General features: G+C 45.2%; 23 protein-coding genes. 19 read left to right on the forward strand and 4 right to left on the reverse strand.

The annotated features are described in order from the left end of the window. On the forward strand, positions 1-343 hold a 343-nt coding region (locus tag ACJ2PR_RS28285), incomplete at its 5' end, for a hypothetical protein (protein WP_446879472.1). A gap of 225 nt (positions 344-568) precedes the next feature. Here the strand turns inward: ACJ2PR_RS28285 and ACJ2PR_RS28290 are convergent. Then, positions 569-1,183 (reverse strand): Uma2 family endonuclease, encoded by a 615-nt coding sequence (locus tag ACJ2PR_RS28290; RefSeq protein ID WP_446879473.1) that lies wholly within the window; start codon positions 1,181-1,183, stop codon positions 569-571. A gap of 200 nt (positions 1,184-1,383) precedes the next feature. Here ACJ2PR_RS28290 and brnA point away from each other — a divergent pair, with 200 nt between their 5' ends. The 8 genes from brnA to ACJ2PR_RS28330 all read left to right on the forward strand — a co-directional run bounded on the left by brnA (position 1,384) and on the right by ACJ2PR_RS28330 (position 9,327). Beyond that, the gene (gene brnA / locus ACJ2PR_RS28295) at positions 1,384-1,566 is read left to right on the forward strand and encodes a type II toxin-antitoxin system BrnA family antitoxin (protein WP_446867211.1); all 183 of its coding nucleotides are present in this window, start codon (positions 1,384-1,386) and stop codon (positions 1,564-1,566) included. Between the two features lie 221 nt (positions 1,567-1,787). Further along, positions 1,788-1,982, forward strand: a complete 195-nt coding sequence (locus ACJ2PR_RS28300) for a hypothetical protein (protein ID WP_446879474.1) — start codon at positions 1,788-1,790, stop codon at positions 1,980-1,982. Continuing rightward, a complete protein-coding gene (locus ACJ2PR_RS28305) occupies positions 1,979-2,548 on the forward strand; it encodes a phage tail protein (RefSeq protein WP_446879475.1) in 570 nt (189 codons plus the stop codon). Before ACJ2PR_RS28300 ends, ACJ2PR_RS28305 begins: the two co-directional genes overlap by 4 nt. A gap of 3 nt (positions 2,549-2,551) precedes the next feature. Next, positions 2,552-6,127, forward strand: coding sequence for a hypothetical protein (locus ACJ2PR_RS28310; RefSeq protein ID WP_446879476.1), 3,576 nt, complete (start codon positions 2,552-2,554; stop codon positions 6,125-6,127). Positions 6,128-6,149: 22 nt separating this feature from the next. Then, positions 6,150-6,701, forward strand: coding sequence for a CIS tube protein (locus ACJ2PR_RS28315; protein ID WP_446879477.1), 552 nt, complete (start codon positions 6,150-6,152; stop codon positions 6,699-6,701). Continuing rightward, positions 6,661-8,628, forward strand: coding sequence for a VgrG-related protein (locus ACJ2PR_RS28320; protein ID WP_446879478.1), 1,968 nt, complete (start codon positions 6,661-6,663; stop codon positions 8,626-8,628). The genes ACJ2PR_RS28315 and ACJ2PR_RS28320 overlap by 41 nt, the downstream gene beginning before the upstream one ends. A gap of 24 nt (positions 8,629-8,652) precedes the next feature. After that, positions 8,653-8,958: a PAAR domain-containing protein gene (locus tag ACJ2PR_RS28325; RefSeq protein ID WP_446867203.1), complete on the forward strand. Its 306-nt coding sequence runs from the start codon at positions 8,653-8,655 to the stop codon at positions 8,956-8,958. 225 nt (positions 8,959-9,183) lie between these two features. Next, positions 9,184-9,327, forward strand: coding sequence for a hypothetical protein (locus ACJ2PR_RS28330; RefSeq protein WP_446867202.1), 144 nt, complete (start codon positions 9,184-9,186; stop codon positions 9,325-9,327). 62 nt (positions 9,328-9,389) lie between these two features. Here the strand turns inward: ACJ2PR_RS28330 and ACJ2PR_RS28335 are convergent, their stop codons facing one another. After that, complete coding sequence (locus tag ACJ2PR_RS28335; protein ID WP_446867200.1) at positions 9,390-9,668, reverse strand: hypothetical protein; 279 nt, start codon at positions 9,666-9,668, stop codon at positions 9,390-9,392. A gap of 34 nt (positions 9,669-9,702) precedes the next feature. Beyond that, positions 9,703-10,278 carry a hypothetical protein gene (locus ACJ2PR_RS28340; RefSeq protein ID WP_446857712.1) on the reverse strand — a complete coding sequence of 192 codons (576 nt, stop codon included), beginning with the start codon at positions 10,276-10,278 and terminating at the stop codon, positions 9,703-9,705. A gap of 306 nt (positions 10,279-10,584) precedes the next feature. Here ACJ2PR_RS28340 and ACJ2PR_RS28345 point away from each other — a divergent pair, with 306 nt between their 5' ends. The 10 genes from ACJ2PR_RS28345 (at position 10,585) to ACJ2PR_RS28390 (ending at position 22,789) form a co-directional block, all read left to right on the forward strand. After that, positions 10,585-11,181 carry a Uma2 family endonuclease gene (locus ACJ2PR_RS28345; protein WP_446879479.1) on the forward strand — a complete coding sequence of 199 codons (597 nt, stop codon included), beginning with the start codon at positions 10,585-10,587 and terminating at the stop codon, positions 11,179-11,181. A 77-nt stretch (positions 11,182-11,258) separates the two neighbouring features. Next, positions 11,259-11,519, forward strand: a complete 261-nt coding sequence (locus ACJ2PR_RS28350; protein ID WP_446857714.1) for a type II toxin-antitoxin system HicB family antitoxin — start codon at positions 11,259-11,261, stop codon at positions 11,517-11,519. Further along, the gene (locus ACJ2PR_RS28355; RefSeq protein ID WP_446879480.1) at positions 11,497-11,751 is read left to right on the forward strand and encodes a type II toxin-antitoxin system HicA family toxin; all 255 of its coding nucleotides are present in this window, start codon (positions 11,497-11,499) and stop codon (positions 11,749-11,751) included. Before ACJ2PR_RS28350 ends, ACJ2PR_RS28355 begins: the two co-directional genes overlap by 23 nt. A 266-nt stretch (positions 11,752-12,017) precedes the next feature. Then, the gene (locus ACJ2PR_RS28360) at positions 12,018-12,458 is read left to right on the forward strand and encodes a GPW/gp25 family protein (protein WP_446867197.1); all 441 of its coding nucleotides are present in this window, start codon (positions 12,018-12,020) and stop codon (positions 12,456-12,458) included. Positions 12,459-12,470: 12 nt separating this feature from the next. Further along, entirely contained in the window at positions 12,471-14,798 is a 2,328-nt protein-coding gene (locus tag ACJ2PR_RS28365; protein ID WP_446879481.1) for a putative baseplate assembly protein, read from the forward strand. A gap of 37 nt (positions 14,799-14,835) precedes the next feature. Continuing rightward, on the forward strand, positions 14,836-15,528 hold the full coding sequence (locus ACJ2PR_RS28370; RefSeq protein ID WP_446879482.1) for a phage tail protein: 693 nt from the start codon (positions 14,836-14,838) through the stop codon (positions 15,526-15,528). Further along, a complete protein-coding gene (locus tag ACJ2PR_RS28375; protein ID WP_446879483.1) occupies positions 15,525-17,225 on the forward strand; it encodes a hypothetical protein in 1,701 nt (566 codons plus the stop codon). Before ACJ2PR_RS28370 ends, ACJ2PR_RS28375 begins: the two co-directional genes overlap by 4 nt. Positions 17,226-17,227: 2 nt before the next feature. Then, entirely contained in the window at positions 17,228-18,808 is a 1,581-nt protein-coding gene (locus tag ACJ2PR_RS28380; protein ID WP_446879484.1) for a hypothetical protein, read from the forward strand. A 61-nt stretch (positions 18,809-18,869) separates the two neighbouring features. Continuing rightward, positions 18,870-21,395, forward strand: coding sequence for a hypothetical protein (locus ACJ2PR_RS28385; RefSeq protein ID WP_446879485.1), 2,526 nt, complete (start codon positions 18,870-18,872; stop codon positions 21,393-21,395). A gap of 17 nt (positions 21,396-21,412) precedes the next feature. Beyond that, the gene (locus ACJ2PR_RS28390; protein WP_446879486.1) at positions 21,413-22,789 is read left to right on the forward strand and encodes a COG1470 family protein; all 1,377 of its coding nucleotides are present in this window, start codon (positions 21,413-21,415) and stop codon (positions 22,787-22,789) included. Positions 22,790-22,796: 7 nt separating this feature from the next. Here ACJ2PR_RS28390 and ACJ2PR_RS28395 read toward each other — a convergent pair. Further along, on the reverse strand, positions 22,797-23,543 hold a 747-nt coding region (locus ACJ2PR_RS28395; protein WP_446879487.1), incomplete at its 5' end, for a mechanosensitive ion channel family protein.

A 23,543-nucleotide genomic window follows, 5' to 3' on the forward strand; every position in this document is an offset into this window, starting at 1 on the left:
GACGGATGCCCCTGGTAGCACAAATGCATTAGGACATAAACATGATTGGCGAGCCAAGAGCGCAGAATTTTCGACAACAGGAGGCGCAAAATCTGGCAAGATTGGACGAGAAAAAACGGGCATGATGATCGATCTGGCAGCTATTCAAAATGCTCCAGGTGCAACGACTCAAACTCCAGCGCAAGCCGATTGGATGCAAAAGCTCAAGAAACTGGAAGCTGAAGTGGTTACAGGGCGCGTCACTACTCAGGAATTGGTAGGAGATCAGGCAAACTTCCGTCAAAATCCACACGTACAAGCGATTATTGGATTAGGTGCGCCAGCCACCGATCTAAGAACTTAACTTCACGATCGAGATGAAAGATACAAGCCCCTGCGCTCCATTCCAGTGACACATTCAAACAATCGGGTTGAAGGTTGACTGTATGCAGAAGCCACAAATTCAAAAGAAAGCGATCGCCAATCCTTGACTTTCGACCACTATCAAAATCTCAGAGTGCTGAATGCACTTCAAGCGATCGTCGGTCTTGTCGTGCGATCTTGAGTTAGAGATATGGAAGGGCGATCGCTACAATCCCGCAGCAAATACTTGCTCTGCTGTCAGATTCAATTCTGGAAAAGCAGGGGAGATGATGCGATTGCTCCCTCGAAACTGCTGCACTTGATATTCTCCATCGATTAACTGATAGATCGAAAAGGTCGGTTGCTTGGGGTTGCCGATGTAGCGCCTTCCTCCCAATCCTAAATAATCAACTATCCAATACTCTGGGATTTGGAGCGCCTCATAGTCAATAAATTTGTGCCCATAATCATCTCGCCAATTAGTACTCACCACTTCAACCACAACTCGGACTGATTTCCCCTGAGTAATCGTCGATCGCTTTTTCCATAATGGCTCATCTTGTAATGCAGTTTGATCCAGCACAATCACATCTGGGTTGTAGCCTGCCTGCTCGTTGTCTACTGGTTTGACGATCGCCTGTCGAGGAATTAGATATGACAACGCCAACCGATCAATCTCAACCCCTAACTTGATTCCCAAAAATCCACCCACCTGCTCGTGAGGCCCAGTCGGTTGCATCTCAATCACCACCCCATTCCATAATTCATAGCGACCATAGCCATCTGGATACCAATCCAGAAACTCCTCCAAGGTCATCAGTTGAGGAATTGCTTGAACCATGTCTCTCAGCCTCTGTGGTGCGATCGCTTTCAAGTCTAATCTAGATCCTGTTAGGTCATTGTAGTATGGGTCAGCCCATGCAGTTTCTTGCGCTCGCCGCTCTTGTAGTGCGATCTTGAGTTAGAGATATGGAAGGGCGATCGCTTTTCTAAAGGGATAGGAATCAGTCCGGCGATCGCGAGAAGAAGAGGTCACAATTTATGAAAGCAACAGAATTTGATGCTAAATTCGACCAGGGGAAAGACATCACTGAATTCTTAGACCTCTCCCAAGCCAAGCGCCCTGGTCATGAGCAGAAACGAGGCAACGTGGATTTTCCGACCTGGATGATCGAAGCATTAGACTATGAAGCGATTGGGTGTCACCCGTCAGTCAATTATTAAGCTATGGCTTGCAGAACGGCTTGCACAGCTATCTCGCTGAGACTTGTAAATTAGTTTGTTGTATTGCGATCGCGGAGAGAAAACTGAGATGATGCAACAGGTTTGGCTTTCGGAGTACGGGGCAGTTTGACAAGCATTCCTATCGCCGATCTTCGACTTTCGACTACTATCAAAATCTCATGGGGCTGACTACACTTCAGTCAGATTAAGTTGGCTCAAAGATGAGAATTGACCCGATTGAATTAACGCGAGTCGGAGAGGACTGTGATTCCAAACTGATCAATCAGATTGCAGGTGAGGTGTTGGCTGACCCCATGCTGATGCAAACGCTGGGGGAAATGGTTTTGAAACTCATGGAGAATGACTTGCGTAACCAGCGCGATCGCACTGGAATGCACAGGAGATTAAACGGATGAAAACGGGCAGTGATGTGCATGAATTAAACTATGTCACCGCCAATCGATTTTATGTGGAGATTGAGGAAAGCTGCATCAGTGCGTGTTTTACCGAATGTTCGGGGCTGAGCGTGCGGGTGAACTACGATCGCTACTCCGAAGGCGGCGTAAATCATCAACAGCGCATTATTTTAGGCCATACAGAGTTCTCAGAAGTGACGCTAAAACGCGGCATTACCAACGACTTGACTTTTTGGGGCTGGGCTTATCAGATGTTGACTCGTTTGGAGCCGAGCAGCCATCAGCAGATTAATCCTTATCGTCGTAATATCAACATTTTGTTGTTTAATCAGGCGGGTGAGACGATGCAGTGTTGGACGCTGATTGGGGCAATTCCAATTGGTTGGCAGGCGGCTCCTTTGCAGGCAGATGCGGAGACGGTTGCGATCGAGGAACTGACTTTAGCGTATGAAGGAATTAAGGTAGCGGTGAATTTAGATCCAGCGCGATCGGGCAATACGGGTGGTTCTATTTTCCATCGAAATGGGCGAGATTTCAATTCGGGTGGGTTCTTTCCGAGTAACTAGCGTATGGTGGATGCTGATTTCAAAGAGGAAGATACATTAGGGATTCAGAATCCCTTGTTGTCGCCTGCTCCGTTAGGTCAAGAGTGGTTGCAGCCTCAATTTTTGTCGCCGTTAGGTGCAGTTTCTCTCTTAGGCATCTATAGAATCTCTGGCTTGCAGCCTGAACCTGAAATAGAATCGATCTCATCAAACAATTCATTGGCTATTTCCTCTCTCAATCAGGAAAACTCTGTTCAGGATTGGAGGACTTCAAAGGCAACAGATAACTCATCTAAAGTCAGAACAAATCGAACAGTGCCAATTCAAAGAAAGCTCGTTCAGAATGTTGAGACGATTGCCGATCACAAGTCTGAAGTACAACCAAATACTCATGTAGCTCAATATGAGATTGTAGACTTTTCAATAGAACCAAAAGCAGAAATAGTCTCTGCTGAAGTCGATCAACCAAAACTAATTCAACAAGAAATTACACAAAGATCTGAAGCAATTACGCCTGATATTCAGAGTGTTGCAGAGTTGATCGCTCACTCTAATCCTGAGACACGTCAAGTTAATCAAAATGAAAATATAGATTTCATAGTAAAAAGAAACTCCACTTCAGTCACAGATAGTCAACCAGAATTAATTCAGCGAGAAGCAATTCAAAAATCTGAAGAAATTGCTCATGGCACCCAGGAAGCTGTAAAAAAGATTGCTTATGTTAACTCTGAAAGTTCGTTGATCAAGCCACCCATTCCAGATGAGAGCGCTACAGGTTTTGAGACAGAATTAAAAATAGAAACAAGTCCTGCTCAAGCTCAGGTCAATGATTCCCTTATTCAAAGAGAGATTATTTCAAGCAGTAAAGCTTTTTCTAATACTAGCAACCCGCAAATAATCGCAGCGATCGCACAATCTAGTCCTGAAATAAAATCACTAGCTGATCAGAAGCTTTCCTCACCCGAAGGTATCTCTAAAAATGCAACTATTAGCTCTAATAATACTCAGTCTTTAAACCTATCTGATGCAAGTAATCAAACTATTCCTAGTACGCCAGGTAAGTCAAAAGAAGGTGATTTAAAAAACGACTTAGATTCACAGTCAAGTGCTTTAAAGGTTGATGAAGTTCTAATGCAACGGACATTAGATATCGCGCCTGCTGATCAAATAAGTCGCTCGCCAGATAATGAAAGCTCTATTCAAACTTACGAAGTTAGCACTCAACCAGAGACTGACTCTATCCAAATTCAGCGATCGACATTACGATCGCCTGACCTGTCTGAGATAGCACTCCACAACTTCCCCAACCAGACTACTGGATTCCAGCAAAAAGAAGTATCTTCCTTAGAGAATGAGATCGCTGTCACTTCTGCATTAGCAGACCCCAATTCTAAAACTGCCAAAGATACCGTTGCTGTAGAACTTAGCAATGTCAGTTCTATCAAAAATGTGTTGCAATCTAAACCCATCTCTCCGGGTGAAATAGTGAGCGCTCAAGCTCAAATAGCATCCGACCAAGTAACTAATAGTGAGATAGATGTTCAATTAAAATTCGCCAATCTAAAGCAAGAAGCACTACATAAATCATCAAGAATTGAGATACTAAATCCACCTTTGTTAGGAGGCTTACAGACAGAAGTCACCATTCAACAAGCAGATTGGGAACGACCAGAAGGATGGAGTGTCCTCAAAAATGTTTCACAGCCGTCTCCTAATGTCCAGAAATTTGCTCCTTCAAGACAACAGAATTCAATCCCTTTGCCTGATGTTAGTGATATCATTCAGCGCCAAACTTCGTCGAGTCTAGAACAATCTAAAAGTTTAGATGAATCTGCTTCCTCTAATGTCACCTTTGAAAGTTCTGGAGAATCTTCTTTTGACGATTCCATGCTAGAGAATTCTATTCAGCGATCGCTAGAGATTTCTTCTAATCAACCAGCCAATCTATCTGAATCTCAAGCGCTTGATAAATCTTCAATTTCTCCTTTTCTACAAGCTGATTCTTTTAATGTTCAGAAATTAGAATCTGCTACCCTGAGTGAGGAAACGGAGGCAGCGACCCTACCTTCTCATCTTGAAGTTCCATCTCTAGTAGCGAATTCTGCTGAAAATCTGATTAGTCAACCTGAAACTTTTACAGACGACACAAGACTGATCGAAAATGAGGTGTTACAAGAAAAGACATCTGCTTTATCAGAAGGTCTTCCTGGTTCTAAATTACAGTTAAAAGCCTTTGTACCTGATTCTAAATCAATTATTTCGGAACAAGGCTCTTTAGAGAGATCAAAAAGTAATGATGTCACGCTGCTAAATTGTAAGGAGTTGGATAATTATTCTGAGGTAACTAACGCTCCTCCAGCCAGCTTTGTAGAATCTAATTTACCTCAAGCTATTGAGAACGATCGTTTGAAAGAGGAAGTCAATGAGCCTGCGATCGCTCCATCTAAAACTTCACAAAACCCCTCTATTTCTGCTTTACAAACCACTTCCAAAGAATTAAATAGTCAACAGGCGAATTATCAGAACCTTATTCAATTCAAGCTGAAAGAGAACCAAAGCGATTCGTCTTTGGAGCAGACATCTACTCTAGCTTCACCTATTCAAAAAAAGCCTGAAGGTGTTGAGTCGGAAACTACTTTTAGTAATTCTAATAATTCATTGGATCAAGCGTCTTCTAGTTCTGAAAAATCTCGAAGTGAGGTGAATTTATCGAAAGAGAATACTATTACTCCTGTTGCACGATCGCTGAGAGTATTAGAGAGTCTTGCTCAATTACAGCCAATCAATCAAACGGTTAACTTACAGCGATCGTCCGCCCGCACACATTCTAAATCCTCTCACTCTAGTAACTTGTTCAACTCCTCTCAAGCTCCTGCTAAAGGTCACGGAATTATTCAGCGATCGCCGTCTAGTCCCTCTAGTGAAAGAGTAAATTCAACCTCTATAAAGCCGCTTCCTGAACAACAAAACAGTAGGATTGATGTAGAAACGTATTCATCTCTAGTTGATTTACAGGCGGTTCAAACTAAGCTTAGAAAAACTCGTTTGGTTCAGACGAAATCTGCTAATCATCCTACAAATGATTCACCCATACAGAACAGTCAAATCGACAAATCACAAGCCTCTATTGAATTCATATCTTCCGAGCAAGATCTTCCGTCTAGCTGGTCAAATCTGTCTGAATTAGCAGGCGAAGCAGTGAGTAGTGTAGGCAGAAATTCAAAAATAATACAGCGCTCAACTAACAGTCAACCTTCTTCAAAATCAAAAGATTTAATCTTTACCCCAGAGGGCTTTCATAATGCGAATACTGAAAAAACTCAATCCGTAAAATCTTCTCGAAGTCTCCTTAAGGTGGATCAGCAGAAGCCTTTGATTCAAGCTAAACGCAATCCCAATGCTTACGTATCTCCTGTTGACCAGAATATTTTAGAAGAAACGATCGACCTTCAATCTGACACGCAAACCATAGACGAATCTGCTCAAAATTTCGATCACAACCTACAAATTTTGGCCCAAGTGATTTATGGTCAACTTCAACAACAATTAGCGATCAGGCGAGAGCGTCAAGGACAGCATTCCGGTCGTTTGCCTTGGTGATTATTTAACTATTAGGAAACCTATGACAAATGCAAATCGCAACAACACCGTCGCATCTGGAAAACTCGAAAAAGCGAAGTTGATATCCGATGAAAGTGACACGATCGAGTTTATGTTTAACCCGACCGAGCTAGTTTTTCAGCAGGCAGTTCGCCTTAATCAAAGCGCCGGAAGTCGCACTAAATCTGGTTTATCAAAAATTAGTTTTGCCCATCCCGAACCCTGCACGCTCACCCTTACTAATCTTGTGTTTGATACTTATGAACAAGGCACGGACGTTTTAGATTACCTCAAAAAGTTGATCAAAGCCGTTCACTTTGCAGATAAAGGTAGCGCCGTTGGAAAACGTCCCCCCATTTACTTATTCACCTGGGGCGACCAACAATATCTACGTTGTTTTGTAGAACAAATCACTTACAAATTGACACGGTTTTTAGCCGATGGTTTACCTGTGCAAGCAAAAGTAGACATCACTTTAACTGAGATCGACGAACCCACGACACAAGGAAATAACAAAGCCGTCGCGAATCGAAATGGAGACAGTCGATCGAACCGCACCATCTTCGGCCGCTAATCGTATTCATCCCTCCTCGCGAATGCGGGGCAAAGCCCTCCCTCATCCCTCATTCCTCATGCCTGTTCTCTACATTCCCGAACTCCTCCTCGAAATTGACGGACAGCCCGCCTCAGCTAATCTGATGGAGGACATTCTGCAAGTCACAGTTGAAGAAAGTTTACACCTGCCAGGGATGTTTACGCTGATGCTCAATAACAGCTACTTCTCAGGACGATCGCAGGATCAAGTCTGGGAACATCAGAACATATTCAGCATTGGCAAAGCGGTGAAAATTGGCTTCATCTCCAGCACAACGCAGGCAACAGAATTTTCTGAAGTTAATGAGGAGTTTGTGCTGCAAGCTGAGGTTACGGCGATCGAGACTCACTTCACTCAGAGATCACAGGCTCCAATTATCATTCGTGGCTATGATGTCGCCCATCGCTTGCATCGGGGGCGCTTTAATCGATCGTTTCAGAATATGAAAGATAGTGACATTGTGCAAAAGATTTTGGGCGAAATTGGAATTAAAGGAGGCACGATCGACACTAGCAATCCGACTCATGATTATGTATTTCAAGAAAATCAAACGAACATGGAGTTTTTGCGAGAACGTGCCGCCCGGATTGGATTTGAGCTATTTGTACAAGATGGTAAACTTAACTTTCGTAAACCAAAAATCGGAGATTCATTAGATCTGAAATGGCTGCGAGAAATTCATAGCTTTCAGGTGCGGGTAACTAGTGCAGAACAGGTGAACGAGGTAGAAGTGCGCGGGTGGGACTATACGCAAAAGAAGCCAATTATTTCTAATAAAAGTGCAGATCAAGTTTTGACCAAAACAGAATACGGCAAAGGTAAAACTACAAGTCAAGCATTTGATGGTAAGCCAGCGAATCCCAAAATGATTGTGGTTGATCAACCCATTTTTAGCACCGATGAAGCTGATTTGATGGCACAAGCTTTGGTGGATGAGTTGGGAGGAGAATTTGTGCAAGCAGATGCGATCGCTGAAGGAGATCCCGCCATCCGACCCGGACGAGTCGCAAAACTCTCAGATTTAGGAAAATATAGCGGCAAGTATTATGTGACTGACACGCGACACTGCTATATACAAGGAGTCTACACGACAGAATTTAGTGTGCGAGGGCTGCGGGGCGAAAGTCAAATAGCCTCTCCTCAAACCCATTTGCAACCGGGACAAACACTCATGGTCGGCATTGTCAGCAATAACAAAGATCCGAAGGGTTGGGGGCGTGTTCGAGTTAAGTTGCCGACGCTGACTGAAGCGGATGAAAGTAACTGGGCGCGAGTCGTCGGAGTGGGCGCGGGTGCAAACCGTGGCTTTGATTGTCTGCCCGAAATTAATGACGAAGTGTTGGTTGCATTTGAGCATGGAGACATTCATCGTCCCTATGTCATTGGAGGGGTTTGGAATGGGAAAGACGCACCGCCGGAAAAAACTGAGAATACAGTTGTGGATGGTAAGGTACGTCTGAGAACAATCAAAACGCGCATCGGACACCAAATACAGTTTGTCGAAGAAGATAAAGGAGATAGTAAAGTCGGTGTCTACGTCAAGACGAAAGCTGGACATCACATTCATCTCAATGATACTGAGAAGTTTGTTGAAGTCAAAACCAATGGGGGACACAAACTGCGATTGGATGACAGCGATAAAACAATTAGTCTGACTTCAACCGGAGATATCGCCGTCAAATCAGGCACAACTGGAACGTCTCGAAAAATTAGCTTAAATGCTGGTGAGATTGCTCTGACGGGAACTCAGAAGATTACCTTAACCGTTGGAGGAAGCACGATCGAAGTCACTCCCACAGGCATCAAAATTCAAGCAGCCGTAACGGTCGATCTTCAAGCCGTGACCACGAATGTCAAGGGAAGTGCGATCGTTCAAGTCCAAGGTGGATTAATCAAACTCAACTAATCAACTTAACTCATTAAGAACGCTATGTTTCCAGCCGCCCGAATTACTGATTTGACTGTGACAGGCGACGCAATTTTGCCTCCCGGTGTGCCTACTGTTTTGATCGGTGGGTTGCCAGCCGCTTGTGTGGGTGATCAAGTTATGGGGCCAGTGATCAACTACGCTCCAGGCGTGATTACGATCGGCTCTTTGACCGTGTTGATTAGTGGTCGCCCTGCTGCACGAGTTACGTCTGTCGTCACAGGGAATACGATCGGCCCTTTTGGGGCACCCATTCCCGTCGCTACTACCATCATCAAAGGACAGCCCAACGTCTTGATCGGCGGCTAGGAAATTGGCTATAGGATTAATTCCCCTGTAATTCGCATTGCTTTTAATGTGGTTCAGCAATGGCAAAAACCAGGGTTATCACATGAACTAGAGACGCTAATTCTGCAAGCAACGAATCCACCCTACAACGTGATAATTCCGAGAGAGATATGAATACCAACACTGATCACACAACACCTTCCACTAGAAGCCGTTCATCGATTCTTAGAGCATGTGCCTGGTTATGTGAAAGCTGCTCTCCTCGAAAAATCGACTGAACTAGATTGCCCGATCGAAGCCGTTGTAGAGATGGCGGGCAGCTTTGCTGTGCCAAAGGCAACGCGAGTTTCCTACATGAGGAAGCCTTCAGTTTTGAAGATTGCTTACTAGCCAAACGATTGCAAGAGAAAGCATAAAAGTATTTTGAACCAGTCATCTCATGCGATCGCAGTTCACGCAGATTTTCGAGAAGCCAGTTTCTCAGTAACCTTTTCTTGTACTTTCCCTTGAAATCCTGCCACCAGTTCTTCTACTTCCTGCTGAGACAACACACCTCCAAATCGCGCAGACACGAGCGCTACTAACTTTGCAGAATCGCTATCGAAAAGCTCTAGACGCAGTATCTCACCCAAGCGATCGCCCAAATCTGCTCCTGCACTAATCACGCCACCTGCCTCTTCCTCAAGCTGCGCGAGTTCCCTGGCTTGCGCCTCCGTAAACCTCGAATCCATGAGCTTCTCCTGAGTAAACCAGCCACAATACACTCTACAAATCCAACTCATCCATCACCGAGGGACGAGGACGATACCATTCAAAATATCGCAAATTCTCGTAGTTTTCATCCAGATCACAGTCTGCCATGTTCAGCTTTCGGTAAAACGCTTCTGCCTCTGGCAAAGAATGCACACCTACTAATCCACCGTACCCCAACTCCTCGCTTCGGAGTTGAGCAAATCGCATGAGCGTACCTCCCACCGCCCGAAATTCAATCGGGGTTTGCAAATCCGCTCGGTTCCACGGAGCCGTCGCCAACCGACTCACATAGACAATCCGCCGATTTTGATCAAAAAAGGAGCGCTTCCCCCTCGTTCGGAGCATCATTAGCCCTTGCGTCATTTGCTCCTGCTCAATAGCGTATCCTTCTGCTTCACCACTGGGCACTAGGACGCGCTGCTTCCATTCCCAATCGAAAAATTTATCAGCCGCTTCGACTTGCTGTAGCCGAGATTTCCAGAAGGTTTCATAATCGTCTAAGTGTTTCTCTGTTAGCGTCACCAGTAACCCCGTGACGATCGCTCCACTGCTTCCTCGAATCAGTGGCACTTTAATTTGGATGGACACAGTAAGCTTTTTACCCAAACTTCAGCATTGAGATGATAACAAGATTGCTCGATCGAAGCCGTTGTAGAGATGGCGGGCAGCTTTGCTGTGCCAAAGGCAACGCGAGTTTCCTACATGAGGAAGCCTTCAGTTTTGAAGATTGCTTACTAGCCAAACGATTGCAAGAGAAAGCATAAAAGTATTTTGAGAGGCGCGATCGCGCTATCCCCCCTCAAGCAAACCACGATCGCACAGTGTCTGAAAGGATCGCGCTCTGTCTCGACGTGTCATACTTACTCTTATCAGTCCTCGACTTCTTCTTGTCAGATGACACAGACCCCACTAAGAGAATCCCCAACTCAAGATCAACGCATTGTGTATCCGGGACGAACTTGGGAGCAGTTCAAACACATTCAGAAAGGATTTGAAGACTCGATCGGGGTACGCCTGTTTTACTATGATGGAACCATTGAAATTCTGATGCCAGGACGCGAACATGAACTCTTTGGGCACATCATCGGTTGGTTAATCACATGCTTTCTGGCACAGAAGGGAATTTTCTTTCAGCCGACAGGCTCCATGACTCAAGAGCGAGAACGAGAAGCATCGGCTCAAGCGGATCAGTCTTATTGCATTGGAAGTGTCAAGCCAATTCCTGACCTTTCGATCGAAGTTGTTTTCACCAGTGGCGGAATCGATAAACTTGCACGATACAGAGTGCTAGGCGTTCCCGAAGTTTGGTTCTGGCAGGACGGGGTATTGATGCTTTATTCGCTCAGCACGGATGGTTATCAACGTGTTGATTGCAGTCAGTTATCAGGCTTAGAAGATCTAGATATCGATTTACTGAAACGCTGTATTCTGCTTGCTGAGACAGATGCAGGAGAAGCTATCAGAGTTTTTCAGCAGAGAATCGCCCAATAGAGTTAGATATTGATAGGTTTAATCTTCGCTTGATTGCTCACCTCTATAATATGAGAATACGGCTGGCAGAAGGAAAAATGACGACTTCAAGAGTCTCGATCGCGACAACCGACAAAACGACTCAAACGTTTACAGCTATTCTTCACTGGGAAGAGGAGGTGTACGTAGCGGAGTGCCCGGAAGTTGGAACTGCAAGCCAGGGAGAAACCATTGAGGAAGCCCTCGCTAATCTACGCGAAGCAACTGAGCTTTATCTAGAAGAGTTTCCGCTGCCTAAAATTGCACGTCGTCTGATTACAGCTTTTGAGGTTGCCCATGCCCAAGCTACCAAGGGTTAAAGCAACGGAAGTCATTCGAGCGTTAGAAAGGTTGGGATTTGAGCAGGTGCGCCAAAAAGGGAGTCACGTCATTCTGAAGAAGCAAGTCACGCTTAGAGAAGGAGAAGAACAGGAAACCATTGAGGTTGGCTGTGTTGTGCCGTTGCATCAAAAAGAGGTGGCAGTGGGGACATTGAGCAATATTCTTAGACAAGCAGATGTTTCCATAGAAGAATTTATCCAGCACTTGTAAAAATAATCATGCGATCTCTCTAGAATCTATAGCCTCCTGACATCTAAAACTGAGCGATCGCACAGTACCTAATAGGATTGACCTCTTCGAGCTATCGGTTAGCAGATCGCGATTCCCCCAACACCAAACTCTGAACTAGTCATCTGTTGCGATCGCGATTCACACAGAGTTTCGAGGAGCCAGTTTTTCGGCTCATTCTCGACTTTTGGCGAATAGTTTTCCCTGCCCCACTTGAGTAATCTGGCCTCAATCTCAGACGCGAGACTATGGCCAACAATGCAAAATCCGATTATCTTGGCTCAGGGCTGGCGCTGCCGTTGCGACAAACTTTGCAGGGTAGACTTCAGTTTACATTGCCGATTAACTCACAGGGTAATTTGGCGCTGAGTGTGGGCGATCGCAACATTCAGGAGTCGATTTGGATTATTTTGGGCACCAAACTAGGAGAGCGGGTGTATCGTCCAAACTTTGGGTCGCGATTGTCAGAATTGGTGTTTGCGCCGATGAGTACTCAAACGCTATTGCTGATTCGGCTTTATGTGCGAGAAGCGTTGGAAATGTGGGAACCGCGCATTCTGTTACAGGACGTTTTAACGGAGCCGAATCCGATCAAAGGGCAGGTTTTGATTAGCATTCAGTATCACATTAAGGAGACTTACGACCCGCGCAGTCTGGTTTATCCGTTTTATCTGATGCCGTCCAGCTAATAGGGATTTGTGATGGAAACATTTGATTTTTTGCCTCAATTACCTAAGTCAAATCTGGACGATCGCACATTTCAGGATCTAGTAGACGAGTGTATTGTTCGCATTCCACATTATTGTCCGGAGTGGACGAATTACAATCCTAGCGATCCGGGCGTGACGTTGATAGAACTGTTTGCCTGGTTGACGGATCAGATGTTGGTGCGATTCAATCAGATTCCTCGACGTAACTATATTACATTCCTCGAACTGTTGGGGATACGGTTGCAGCCGCCCAAATCTGCCCAGGTTGATGTCACCTTCTACCTCAGTGCTGCTCAGACAGAATTCAACCGTCTTCCTGCCATTCCCGCTGGAACCGAAGTCGCCACCGTTCGCACAGACACCGAGGATGCGATCGTCTTCAGCACGGATCAAGAACTGGCGATCGGCTGTCCCAAAATCAAACATTTTCTCACGGCAGAGAATGCGGCTGACCCGGCGGGTACGTTGCGAGATGGATTTGATCAGACAGGCTGGCGACGAACCGATCTGGGTGCCTGGGAGAATGTGGTTGCAAGTCCGCTGTTTCCAGGGGTGCAGGTGGATTCGCCCAATGGCAATGTTCCTCACACGGCGCTGTTGCCGATCGTTGAAAGTTGCTTTTATCTGGTCTTGCGCGAAGATGAGCCGCTGGCGGGCAATGTGATTGTGCTGACGTTTCGCGGCGAAGTTGCACAGAGTACAGGGATTATTCCTCAAAATCCGCCTCGTCAGTGGGAAGCCTGGGACGGCGAGAAATGGGTGCCCGTTTTACTCAAAGAAACGGATGATCAGACCGAAGGATTTAGCTTTCACAATGCCTCAAAAGTCGAGGGTACGATCTCTTCGAGTGGCCCGCAAGGGGTCGCAGAAGCTGACATCATTTTGCATACGCCGCCTCGCTGGATGGTCACTGAGTCCCCGAATGCCGAAACCCCCTATAAAGGCTACTGGCTGCGCTGTGTTCATATTGCGCCGAGAAGCGGTCAGTTTGTTTATCATCGATCGCCGCGAATTGTGGGCATCAGTGCGCGATCGATTGGAGGAACGATCGGAACCTCGCAAAGTGTCTTAGTAGAAGATGAAATTTTGGGAATTAGTGATGGTAATGCAGGGCAAACTTTTCAGCTTCAGCGCACGCCTGTTTTACCAAGAAGTTCGTCAGAACATATTCAAGTGAGACTGCCTACTGGAGAACGCCAAACTTGGGAAGAAGTTCAAGATTTTGGCAATTCTTCGGCTGATAGTTTTCATTACACTGTGGATGCAATTACCGGAATTGTCCAGTTTGGGCCGCTGATTCGAGAACCTGCTCAATTGCAACAGCAAACAAAATCTTATATCGAAAAATTACAAGAACAATTTCAGCGCGATCAGCTACAGCAAAGACAAGATACGATGCAAATAAACGGTGCGCTCAAAGATCCAATTCGACGATCGGATTTGCGACCAAAGCTCGATCGTCAGTATGGATGCATTCCCGTTAAAGGGGCTGAAATCCTCATGACTTATCGCACTGGAGGCGGACGCAAAGGGAATGTTGCAGCCGGAACAATCACAATTCTTAAGTCTGCTTTTCCTTATGTGGCCAGTGTGAACAATGCAACGATCGCTCGAAATGGAACGGATGCGGAATCGATTGATGAAGCCGTAATCAAAGTTCCGAAAACGCTGCGAACTCGCGATCGAGCCGTGACGAAAGAAGATTTTGAAACGCTAACCCTGGAAGCGGGTGGTGGCGCGATTGCACATGTCCGAGCGATGTCGATTAAACCTGGAATGATGCATTTGTTAATCGTGCCGTGGGTTGACCCAGACGCAATCGCACAAGGAAAAGGAAAGCCTGATTTATACATTCCAGACGACAAACTTAAGGAGCGAGTGAAAGATTATTTACACGATCGATTGATGCCAGGAATCGGAATAGAGTTTATTGATCCAACCTATGTCGGAATCACGGTTGAAACAGAAGTTGCACTCGAACCAGAATACTACAAAGATCACGAAAAGATTCGCGATCGCTTAAAACGAGTTCTCTATGAGTTTCTCAATCCGATCGTCGGCGGCACGAATGGTAAAGGCTGGACGTTTGGGCGACCCGTTTACGCTTCTGATATTGTCAGACTGCTACAAAAAGAGCCTGGAATCCGTTATGTGAATGAGGTGCAACTGTTTGAACTACATCGGAAACAAGATGGTTCCTGGGCTTCGACGGTTCCTACTCACAAAAGCTTTGTCAATCCCGGTGATGGACTAATTTTCTCGTGGAGCGACGCGAAACTGCAATCAGATCACTACATCAGTACGATCGAAGCTGAATGAATCGATCCAAATCACTTTATGCAATGCTAAAACTCACATGAATCTTGCAGTCGATACTCAATCAATTTTCATTCATGATGCTGCTATCGCGCATGGGAGCGATCGTCGCAGTCTGTACCTGGATTTCTTACCTGAAATCTACCAGGAAATTGATTTAGTGAATCGCTTGCTCATGATATTTGAGGAAGCCTTTGAACCGTCTGTCCAGACTCTAGACACGCTCTGGGCTTTCCTTGACCCCTTGACTGCACCCGATGCGATGCTGCCCTTTCTGGCTCACTGGGTCGGTTGGTCGTTTGACATTCCGTTTGATCCAGAACAGCAAAGACGACTGATTCGGCAGGCCATTGAGCTTTATCGCTGGCGGGGCACTCGTCGAGGGTTGCGGCTCTATCTGCATCTAGTCACAAAATTACCGCTAGATGATCACTTGACCCGTGCAGAAGACGAACCTAAAAAACATATTAGTATTCAGACCGATCGTAGCCAGGGATTTGTGATTGGCGGTTGCATTGGTTCAAAGAATCTTCTAGGCGAGGGGAATCCTTATCATTTTGTGGTGCATTTGCGCTGTGATAATACGGGTCAAATTAACGAATCCTTGGTTCGTCAGGTAATCGAACAGGAAAAGCCCGCTTTCTGCACCTATGACCTTTTTATTCATCCTGTTAACACTCATGTGATTCACTCTGTTGATCCCTGCTCGCCTAAGAATCTAGTAGAACAATGACTCAACCCTGGTCTTCGCCAATCAATCTCTTTAAGCGGCTTCATGTCAAAGACGGTCTGCCAATAGATGCCGATCGCTGGAATGTAGCACATGATTATCACCGACGGCGACAAGACGCTCACCATCAAGCATTCAATCAATCGGGAATCATCTCAGGATTGGGTGTAAGAATCATTTCAGCACCGAAAGATGTAGAAGAGCAGTATAAAAGTAGTCCTTGGGTAGAGATACAACCAGGCATGGCGATCGATACATTTGGTAACTTTATGGTTCTAGCTAAACCAGAAGTTTTTAGAATCGCAGGGCAAACAAATCGTGAAACGTTAACTGAATACTTAGTGATCAGTTATGTCAATCCAGATGAATTCATTGCACAAGAACATCCTAAATCTTCACTCGATGGTGTGGTTATTGAGCAAGCAAGAATTTATGAAAAAGATCAGCCGCCGATCGACGGAGAAGTTGAACTATGTCGGATGCGGTTCAAACCTGAGAATGGAGTGCTTCGGCTCAGTCATCCCCTCAATGTTTTTGCGCCCGGTGACAACACGCTGGATTTTAGCTACCGAGTGCAGGCGCGATCGCGTCCTCAAGCCGTTGTACAGGTTGCTCAAGCCTTTTATGATCAGTCCAAACGAGAACAGCGTGATCAAGATGAGGCCCGCCTTTCTTCACTTTTACGATCGGTGGAGGCGCTCTATCCAGCGATCGCAGCCAAACAAATCTCTCAAATCAATCTAAGCCGAGAACCTGAAAATATTGTTTCCTTAAAGCCAGTTAACAATCCAGGAGCGCAGGTTTTAGAATTACTAAACAAACTGATCACCCAACAAGAAACGGTTGATCCTAAAACGCGAAGCAACATGCTCCAGTTAATGGAGCAACTCTCAGAAGTGATTCAGGGACGATCAGATCTGTCAACGCAAAATAATATTCGCCAGCTAATCAGCCGACTTTCGGATAAAACAGCTAATTCGTTAGAGGCAGCGCTGGATCAAAAGCTGAGTGTACAGCTATCAGAACTTCTAAAAGAACTCTTAAAGTATGACTTAATCTATCTCAGAATGACTGCTACAGAATCACTTATAGAATCCGTTCAAGATGAACTAAAACAATACCTGTTAACAGGAGGTGTGCTTTTAGTCGAAGCTTCTCTCAAAGAAACAGAGATTGGTCAAAAGATTGAAGAACTAATTAACTTACAACAAGAATTGCAGGTTGCGATCGCTCAATCAGAAACCACGATCGATTCATTAATCTCCACAAAAAACACCGCTAAAATTCAAGAATATCAAACCATTCAAAATCAACTTCAGGAATCCCTTAACGCAGTTCAATCAAAGCTGAAACGAGCGATCGACGAGTTTTGTTACGATTTCAAAGACCTGGCTGAAACTCAACTCAATCAGCCTTTAGAGGATCTGGAAAACTTGATCCAACAGCCGGATCATCCCCTACGATCGCAGCCTTTTCTCTTTTCTGCTTTGCCTGTTATTGAAGGACAACCGATCAAGATTTTGGTTGGTGGCGGCATTGTTTTTGTTTTAGGTAATCTGTCTTCAGCCTGGGGAGTTGATCCTCGATCGCTGCTCCCACGAGAGACCATTCGGACGGCTCAAGAGATGGGCATTAACATTCTCTATTTTGCCCATCGTAGAAAGCAAATGACGCAGTTATTAAACCCAACGGCTGGATAACAATGGCTTCTATTCGACGCATCATTAAAGTATTTTTGGTGATCCAAGTGGTGGCAACTGGGTTACTCATTTGGCGATCGACCTTCAAGGAAAAGGAAGCGGTGGATCAACTGGCTAATCAGTTAAGTCAATCCGTCACTGAGAGCATTGAGCAGCGGGTACAAGTTTATCTAGGCGAACCGAGACAAGCGGCAACCGCCATTACGTCAATTTTGCAGAGTAGCGATGCCAAATCAGAAACACTGACGACGACCATTCAAAGTTTGGCAACCACTTCTGATTTAGAGCCGCTCACCCCGTTTTTGTGGAATCAAGTGCTACGAGATGATTCGGTCAATGTGTTGTTTCTGACGAATACTAAGGGAGCTGCGATCGTCGTTGATCACAATAGGAATCAAACGGCTCTTCACTTACGCAATCCTGACGGAAAAGAGAAAAAGTGGTCGCGTTATGAGTTGAATCAGGTGGGCGAAAAATTGGGTCAGCGACGTGACAGTGAATTGGAAGCGATCGACCCCCTCAAGCGTCCCTGGTATGAGTTTGCAGCCGATAAGCGTCAACCCGCCTGGACAGGATTCTACGAAGATGCCAACAAACACGAGAATGCTTTGACGGATCTAGTGATGACGCTGGTAGTCCCTGTTGTTAAAAAAAGTGACAACACGATTATGGGTGTTTTTGGAGTCGATCGAACTCCGGATGAAATCAGTCAATTACTCGCAACACTCAAGCTAGGAGATGCAAAAGTCAACCGAACTTACATCATTAACTGTATCACTCAAGAAGTCATCGCAAGCTCAGATTTTGCAACACATTTGGGAGGAAAAGGCGAAAGAAATCGACTGCTAAAACTGAACGAAAGTCACGATCAGCTTGTTAAAAATTTATTCTCAGAACAACCTATCCAAAACACGACTGAGAACCAAAGTGTAAATCAACCTGTAAATCAACCTGTAAATCAACCTGTAAATCAACCTGTAAATCAATGTGCAAACATCAAATTACCAACTTTACGATTTACGGCTGATGGTGAGAAACAAATTGCTCAAGTGGTTCCCTTACAGCTAAAAGATATTCAAGGGCTAAATTGGTTAATTGTAGTAGTGATGCCTGCTTCCTATTTCACAGGAAAAGTTAACACCAATAACAACGCCTTTTATATTCTGTTTTTAGTGGCTTCGATCATTCTGATGGGGTGGGCAGTTCTCAAATGGGTTCTCACGCCGATCGACCTTTTGTTAAATGCAGCAGATGACGTTAGAAAAACCAGCTTGCAAAATGTTGAGCAATACGCAGCGATTGATGAGGAAAATATTAAAAAACAGCAAGAAGAACGCAAAAAAGAAAAATTTGAACCTGAATTAATCGAATTGACAAAACGCGAAAATGAAATGGGTGCTTTTGCTGACAAATTTGTAGATATGGCAATGGTGATTGAGACTCTCAACGGTCAGCTAGTTGATGATGTGGTTTCTCTGAGACAAAACCGCAACGAAGTCGATGAGATTTATAAACAAACGAGGGAAAGCCAAAAACTGCTCCACCAGGGGCTAATCGACCGCACAAAGCAGCTTGATCCATAAGATTCATAAACTTAATTCTTATAAAGCAGTTCACTCACTTTGCGTAAATTACCTTCTCTCTATGTCTAGATCTCGCATCCAAGTTCAAGCTCCCAAAGAGCATATGTTTGTCCCTCCTCAGACCTCTACTTTTGAGGTGACGGTGACTAATCATGGACAGAAAAACCTGGCGAGTTTTCAACTGGAATTGAGAGCGGCAGGCGTGAATCCAAGTTATAGCTGGTATCGAGTAACTCCCATTGTTAGCAGCAAAATTCCGCCGGGCGATCGCACCAAATTTCAGGTCGAAATCAATCGCACTCCTAAGCCTGGTTTTTCTGGTTTGATGGATGTTCAGATTCTAGTTTCTTCAACCGACACGGCGGACAAAGCCAGAGAAAAAGTTGATCTAAAAGTCGAGATTCAACCCGGCAATCTGCCCATTCCAGTTAAAATTTTGCTACCTGTCCAAACCTTTGTGGCTCGACCTGGAGAAACGCTGCCAATTCCAGTCCAGGTTTACACGGATTTTCAAGGGACGATCGACCTGACGCTGATGCTCAAATCTGAAGTCGTCTGGCTCAACGGAACGATCCTTAATCTCAAAGTTTTTGGTGGTGAACAGGTCGAGCGAGTTTTTACCTGTCAGTTGCCTCAAGCGATCGACTCCAATTCCCAAATTCAGCCGCCAGTTAGCCAGGATTATGCATTTACGATCGCAGCCACTCACCCTCACGGTCAGGCACTTCAGCGCATAGAAAGTAGCCTCGATCAAGGAGTTGTGCGCGTGTTGCCCGTTGGATTTATGCAGGTTAGCTGTGATAATCCCAAGCAGCAGGTTCCGTCGGCTGGCTCCAAACCGATTTTTGCTCAAACCACGATCGCCACTTTTGGCTTTCAGATGCAAAACAAGAGCAATCTTTCACAAAAACTTAGTTTCAACATTGCCAGCGACGATCGGCGAAACCTCACCCTCGATACCCGCTGGGACGTTCCTGAACCTCTGTGGCTAGGTTTCCTCATTAACGGGGTCGATCTCAAGCCTGGGGAGCGTCGCAGCCTCTATCTGTTTGCAAGGGCACAGCGTCCTTTAGTAGGTTTGGCACAACAACGACTGATTGAAATGACTGTCACGATCGCCGCTTTACCCAGTGCCCCAGATCGTCGAATCGATGTGCAAAACGATCGCCAAATTCTTCAGCTATTGGTGGCACCAATTTTGCCGCTGTGGATGCAGGCGATCGCGGCGTTGGTTGTGTTTGCTGGCGTGTTTTGGCTGCTGGTTAACAACACGACCCTTTTGCTATTGCTGGTGCTGGCAGCGATGCTGCTTATTTTGTTGCGAGATAGCTATTTGCGATTGTTTCGTCATGCTGCGCCGATTCAAGTGGTGCGGTTTAATGGCATGGTCGATCGCTTGATGAGTGGGTCTACCGATCGCACGGTTCGCAGTTGGCGAATTTTCTTTAATCGACTTTTTCCGACGGGCGGTTCGGTAAATGTTGGGCAGCCGATCAGCGCTTTGAGTTATCGTCCTGTAGAAAATGACAGGGTAGCGATCGGGCTAGATCAAGGCGAAATTCAACTTTGGAATGCGTTACTAAAGGGCTATCGCGATCCCCTTCAATCGTTGATGCAGCGGGGCGTGGGGCGAGTTTTAGCATTGGAGTTTGCCAGAGATTCGCGTTCATTATTTGCTGGTTATAGTAGTGGCTGGGTGTTACAGTGGAGCGTTGACGATATCGTTGAGAAAGGTGATCAGGTTAGTCTGATTGAACCGCAACAGAAACCGATTCGCCAACGTAAATTTGATTTCGCAGTTTACACAATTCAGCTAATCGGTCGGTCAAGTCAAAATCTTGTGGTTGCAGGACAAGACAATCAGTTGGTGATTTGGAATTTGTTGAAGGAAAGTTACTTAGATCGCGACAAAGATAGTCTTAAAGATACATCAGTTAGCACAGATTATTTGTCTAAAAATGATCAAATTGAATCCATTCTTAGCTCAGATGACGCTAAATTAAATTCTTATCTTTTGGTCAATAATGATAACGAAGATTCGATCCGATTATGGAATCTAAAAAACTATCTAAATCATCGGAGCGGTAATGCTAAAAGTACAGTAAATAACATCGCTTACCCGTCTAAAAATGATCAAACTCAATTTATCTTATGTTCAGATGTTGCCGAGTTTAATCCTAATCTCTTAGTCACCAGCGATAGTGAAGGCTGGATTCGATTATGGAATCTCAAAGATTATCTGAATGAACCGGAAAACAAGCACGATCGCCAGCCACTTGACAAACTTCAACCCGTTGAGGAATGGCAAGATGGACACAATCACCAACCGATTCGAGCCGTAAAGCTGAGTGGGGATGGTCTATATCTGGTGAGTGGTGGAGATGATGGAAAAGTTTTACTTTGGTTTCTGACGATCGACGGCAAACGTAATAAAGCGCTAACACAAGGTCAATTGGTTGGAGAATCTAGACGAGGTGAAAAAATTAATAGCCTTGACATCAAGGTTCTGAGAAAAAATCTTCTGATCGCGATCGCTAGCGATGATACAAAAATTCTGCTCAAACGAATCAACAAGTTACCGAGCTAATCGGCTCAAAAATCACTATGGCTGTCAGTAGAGAGTATAAAGAACAAGCACTCAGCAGTCCGCTTAAGATCATCCTCAATCCTTCTGGGTTGACGCAGGTGAGGGCTGGGGACGAGAACGGTTTTATGCTCCACGCTACGATCAGCAATCAGGGCAGATTTGTCGCGACTCGTCTGCGTAAAAACGGCTCTAAACTTCAGACGGCTACTCGTGAAGACCCAGGGGCGCTGATTGAAATTGACATTTACGACGGGGGCAGTTCTAAAAAAGTTCGATCGTGGTGTACTAACCCAAAACAGCAGCTTGCCCTTCATCGCGATCGCAGTAGTCAGGTGGTCTTTAAGTTCCAAATTCCTGCTGACACGCTACCCGATATTTACGACTATACGCTGGTGATTGATGCGCCCGATCACTATGGTGACTTAACGCCGATCGACTACTCAATCCAACTGCAAGTTTTACCCTTTATCAAGCCCGCAGATGTGGGAGTGGGTCGTCCGTTGTTGGTGTTGCAGCCTGAGACGCGCCCAGAAGCTCCAATGCCGATTCCGATCAATGAATCTGTGAGGCTACAGGCGATCGTGAATAACCGCTCCAATCGAGTCGATCAGTTTTGGTTAAGCTGTGCCCCTGAGCATCAAGCCTGGTTTTATGTATTAGAAAAATTGGATAGTTTATTTGCGGTTAATTTACCGATCGCACATACCGATCTGAATCTCAACCCTGGCGCGATCGGGGCTGTGCAATTACAGGTTGTTCCTCCCTTTACGGCGATCGCTGGCAACTATACACTGCCGCTTTATGCGCGTTCTCATAATGACCATAGCCTGGTTTTACAAACAGATTTACAGATACAACTGGCTCCTGTTTACTTGCTGACCGCAGAACTGGTGACTGTGTTAGGACAAGTGAGTCTGCAAACAGGACAATTTGTAATTCGCATTCAAAACCAGGGAAATACGCCGCGTAGAATTAAACTTTATTGCAAAAATGCTGAAACCGGATGGGTCTGGACTTCTGAATTGAGACAAAATCAATTGCCTTTGAGAGCGATCGTTGAAATCCCATCTAGAGGGCTTCCTGGCAGCTTGCAGACAATTGAACTTCAAATAACTCCCCCCAAAGCGATGCAGGTGTCTAATAACAAATGGCACTTATTCAAACGTCAATGGGTTACAGTCTGGCAACCGCTCAATTTTGTGATCGAACTTGAAGATATCGATCAACTGCCGATCGCGACCCCTTCCATTCCAGGCGTTTTACTATGGCAATATGACATCGGTTCTGAACACATTCTGCTAAAGCTATGGAAGCAGATCAAGAAGATGATTCAGTCACTCATTCAGAAGGCTTTAGAATTTTTGAAATCTCTTAAAAAGCAACTGATTGGGTAACATGCAATTACCGATGAGAACTGGGTTTGTTACTGTTGCCCTCAAAGGCTTTTTCATCCAGCGATCCCTTCACCGAAAAAGCTTGCTGAGGCACACCGATCTCGATTCCCTCTTCGTCTAATGCAAATTTTAGCCGCCGTCGATATTCACGCCCTACTTTCCATTGTTGAAGCGGTTGCGTTTTAATCCAGACACGCAGAGTCACCCCTGTACTATCCAAGTCATCCGCACCCAGGACTTCAGGCGGCTCCAAAATCTGAGTCTTCCAAGCAGGATCACGACTCATGTCTTGCCCTACTTTTTCGATCGCCGCGATCGCATTATCCAAATTAGTGCTGTAGGAAATCACGATCGCCAGATCCACTCGTGACCAGTCTTTAGAAAGATTTTCAACAATCGTGATAGCACTATTGGGAATGGTAATCAACCGTCCTTCTGCATTGCGAAGCTGAGTGATGCGTAAATTCATTGATTCCACTAACCCAGAAGCTTTACCAACCTGAATCACATCACCAACAGCGTACTGATCTTCCATCAAAATTAGAAATCCGTTAATCACATCCTTAATCAAGTTTTGAGACGCGAGTGAAATACCTAAGCCAATGATTCCAGCGCCTGCTAACAACGGCATGACTTCAATTCCAGCAATCGAAAGAGCCGTCAAAACACCAATCGAAAGAAGAACGATCGCGGACAAACTTTTAACCACTCGCGAAAACGTAGAAAATCGCAAAGCCAATCGCTGAGAATCTTC

It is taken from the genome of Phormidesmis sp. 146-33 (assembly GCF_052939515.1).

Excerpts from the sequence above, each read along its gene's own strand:
- ACJ2PR_RS28290 (WP_446879473.1), bottom strand. The coding sequence starts at position 1,183 with ATGGTTCAAGCAATTCCTCAACTGATGACCTTGGAGGAGTTTCTGGAT.
- brnA (WP_446867211.1), top strand. The coding sequence starts at position 1,384 with ATGAAAGCAACAGAATTTGATGCTAAATTCGACCAGGGGAAAGACATC.
- ACJ2PR_RS28300 (WP_446879474.1), top strand. The coding sequence starts at position 1,788 with ATGAGAATTGACCCGATTGAATTAACGCGAGTCGGAGAGGACTGTGAT.
- ACJ2PR_RS28305 (WP_446879475.1), top strand. The coding sequence starts at position 1,979 with ATGAAAACGGGCAGTGATGTGCATGAATTAAACTATGTCACCGCCAAT.
- ACJ2PR_RS28310 (WP_446879476.1), top strand. The coding sequence starts at position 2,552 with ATGGTGGATGCTGATTTCAAAGAGGAAGATACATTAGGGATTCAGAAT.
- ACJ2PR_RS28315 (WP_446879477.1), top strand. The coding sequence starts at position 6,150 with ATGACAAATGCAAATCGCAACAACACCGTCGCATCTGGAAAACTCGAA.
- ACJ2PR_RS28320 (WP_446879478.1), top strand. The coding sequence starts at position 6,661 with ATGGAGACAGTCGATCGAACCGCACCATCTTCGGCCGCTAATCGTATT.
- ACJ2PR_RS28325 (WP_446867203.1), top strand. The coding sequence starts at position 8,653 with ATGTTTCCAGCCGCCCGAATTACTGATTTGACTGTGACAGGCGACGCA.
- ACJ2PR_RS28335 (WP_446867200.1), bottom strand. The coding sequence starts at position 9,668 with ATGGATTCGAGGTTTACGGAGGCGCAAGCCAGGGAACTCGCGCAGCTT.
- ACJ2PR_RS28345 (WP_446879479.1), top strand. The coding sequence starts at position 10,585 with ATGACACAGACCCCACTAAGAGAATCCCCAACTCAAGATCAACGCATT.
- ACJ2PR_RS28350 (WP_446857714.1), top strand. The coding sequence starts at position 11,259 with ATGACGACTTCAAGAGTCTCGATCGCGACAACCGACAAAACGACTCAA.
- ACJ2PR_RS28355 (WP_446879480.1), top strand. The coding sequence starts at position 11,497 with ATGCCCAAGCTACCAAGGGTTAAAGCAACGGAAGTCATTCGAGCGTTA.
- ACJ2PR_RS28360 (WP_446867197.1), top strand. The coding sequence starts at position 12,018 with ATGGCCAACAATGCAAAATCCGATTATCTTGGCTCAGGGCTGGCGCTG.
- ACJ2PR_RS28365 (WP_446879481.1), top strand. The coding sequence starts at position 12,471 with ATGGAAACATTTGATTTTTTGCCTCAATTACCTAAGTCAAATCTGGAC.
- ACJ2PR_RS28370 (WP_446879482.1), top strand. The coding sequence starts at position 14,836 with ATGAATCTTGCAGTCGATACTCAATCAATTTTCATTCATGATGCTGCT.
- ACJ2PR_RS28375 (WP_446879483.1), top strand. The coding sequence starts at position 15,525 with ATGACTCAACCCTGGTCTTCGCCAATCAATCTCTTTAAGCGGCTTCAT.
- ACJ2PR_RS28380 (WP_446879484.1), top strand. The coding sequence starts at position 17,228 with ATGGCTTCTATTCGACGCATCATTAAAGTATTTTTGGTGATCCAAGTG.
- ACJ2PR_RS28385 (WP_446879485.1), top strand. The coding sequence starts at position 18,870 with ATGTCTAGATCTCGCATCCAAGTTCAAGCTCCCAAAGAGCATATGTTT.
- ACJ2PR_RS28390 (WP_446879486.1), top strand. The coding sequence starts at position 21,413 with ATGGCTGTCAGTAGAGAGTATAAAGAACAAGCACTCAGCAGTCCGCTT.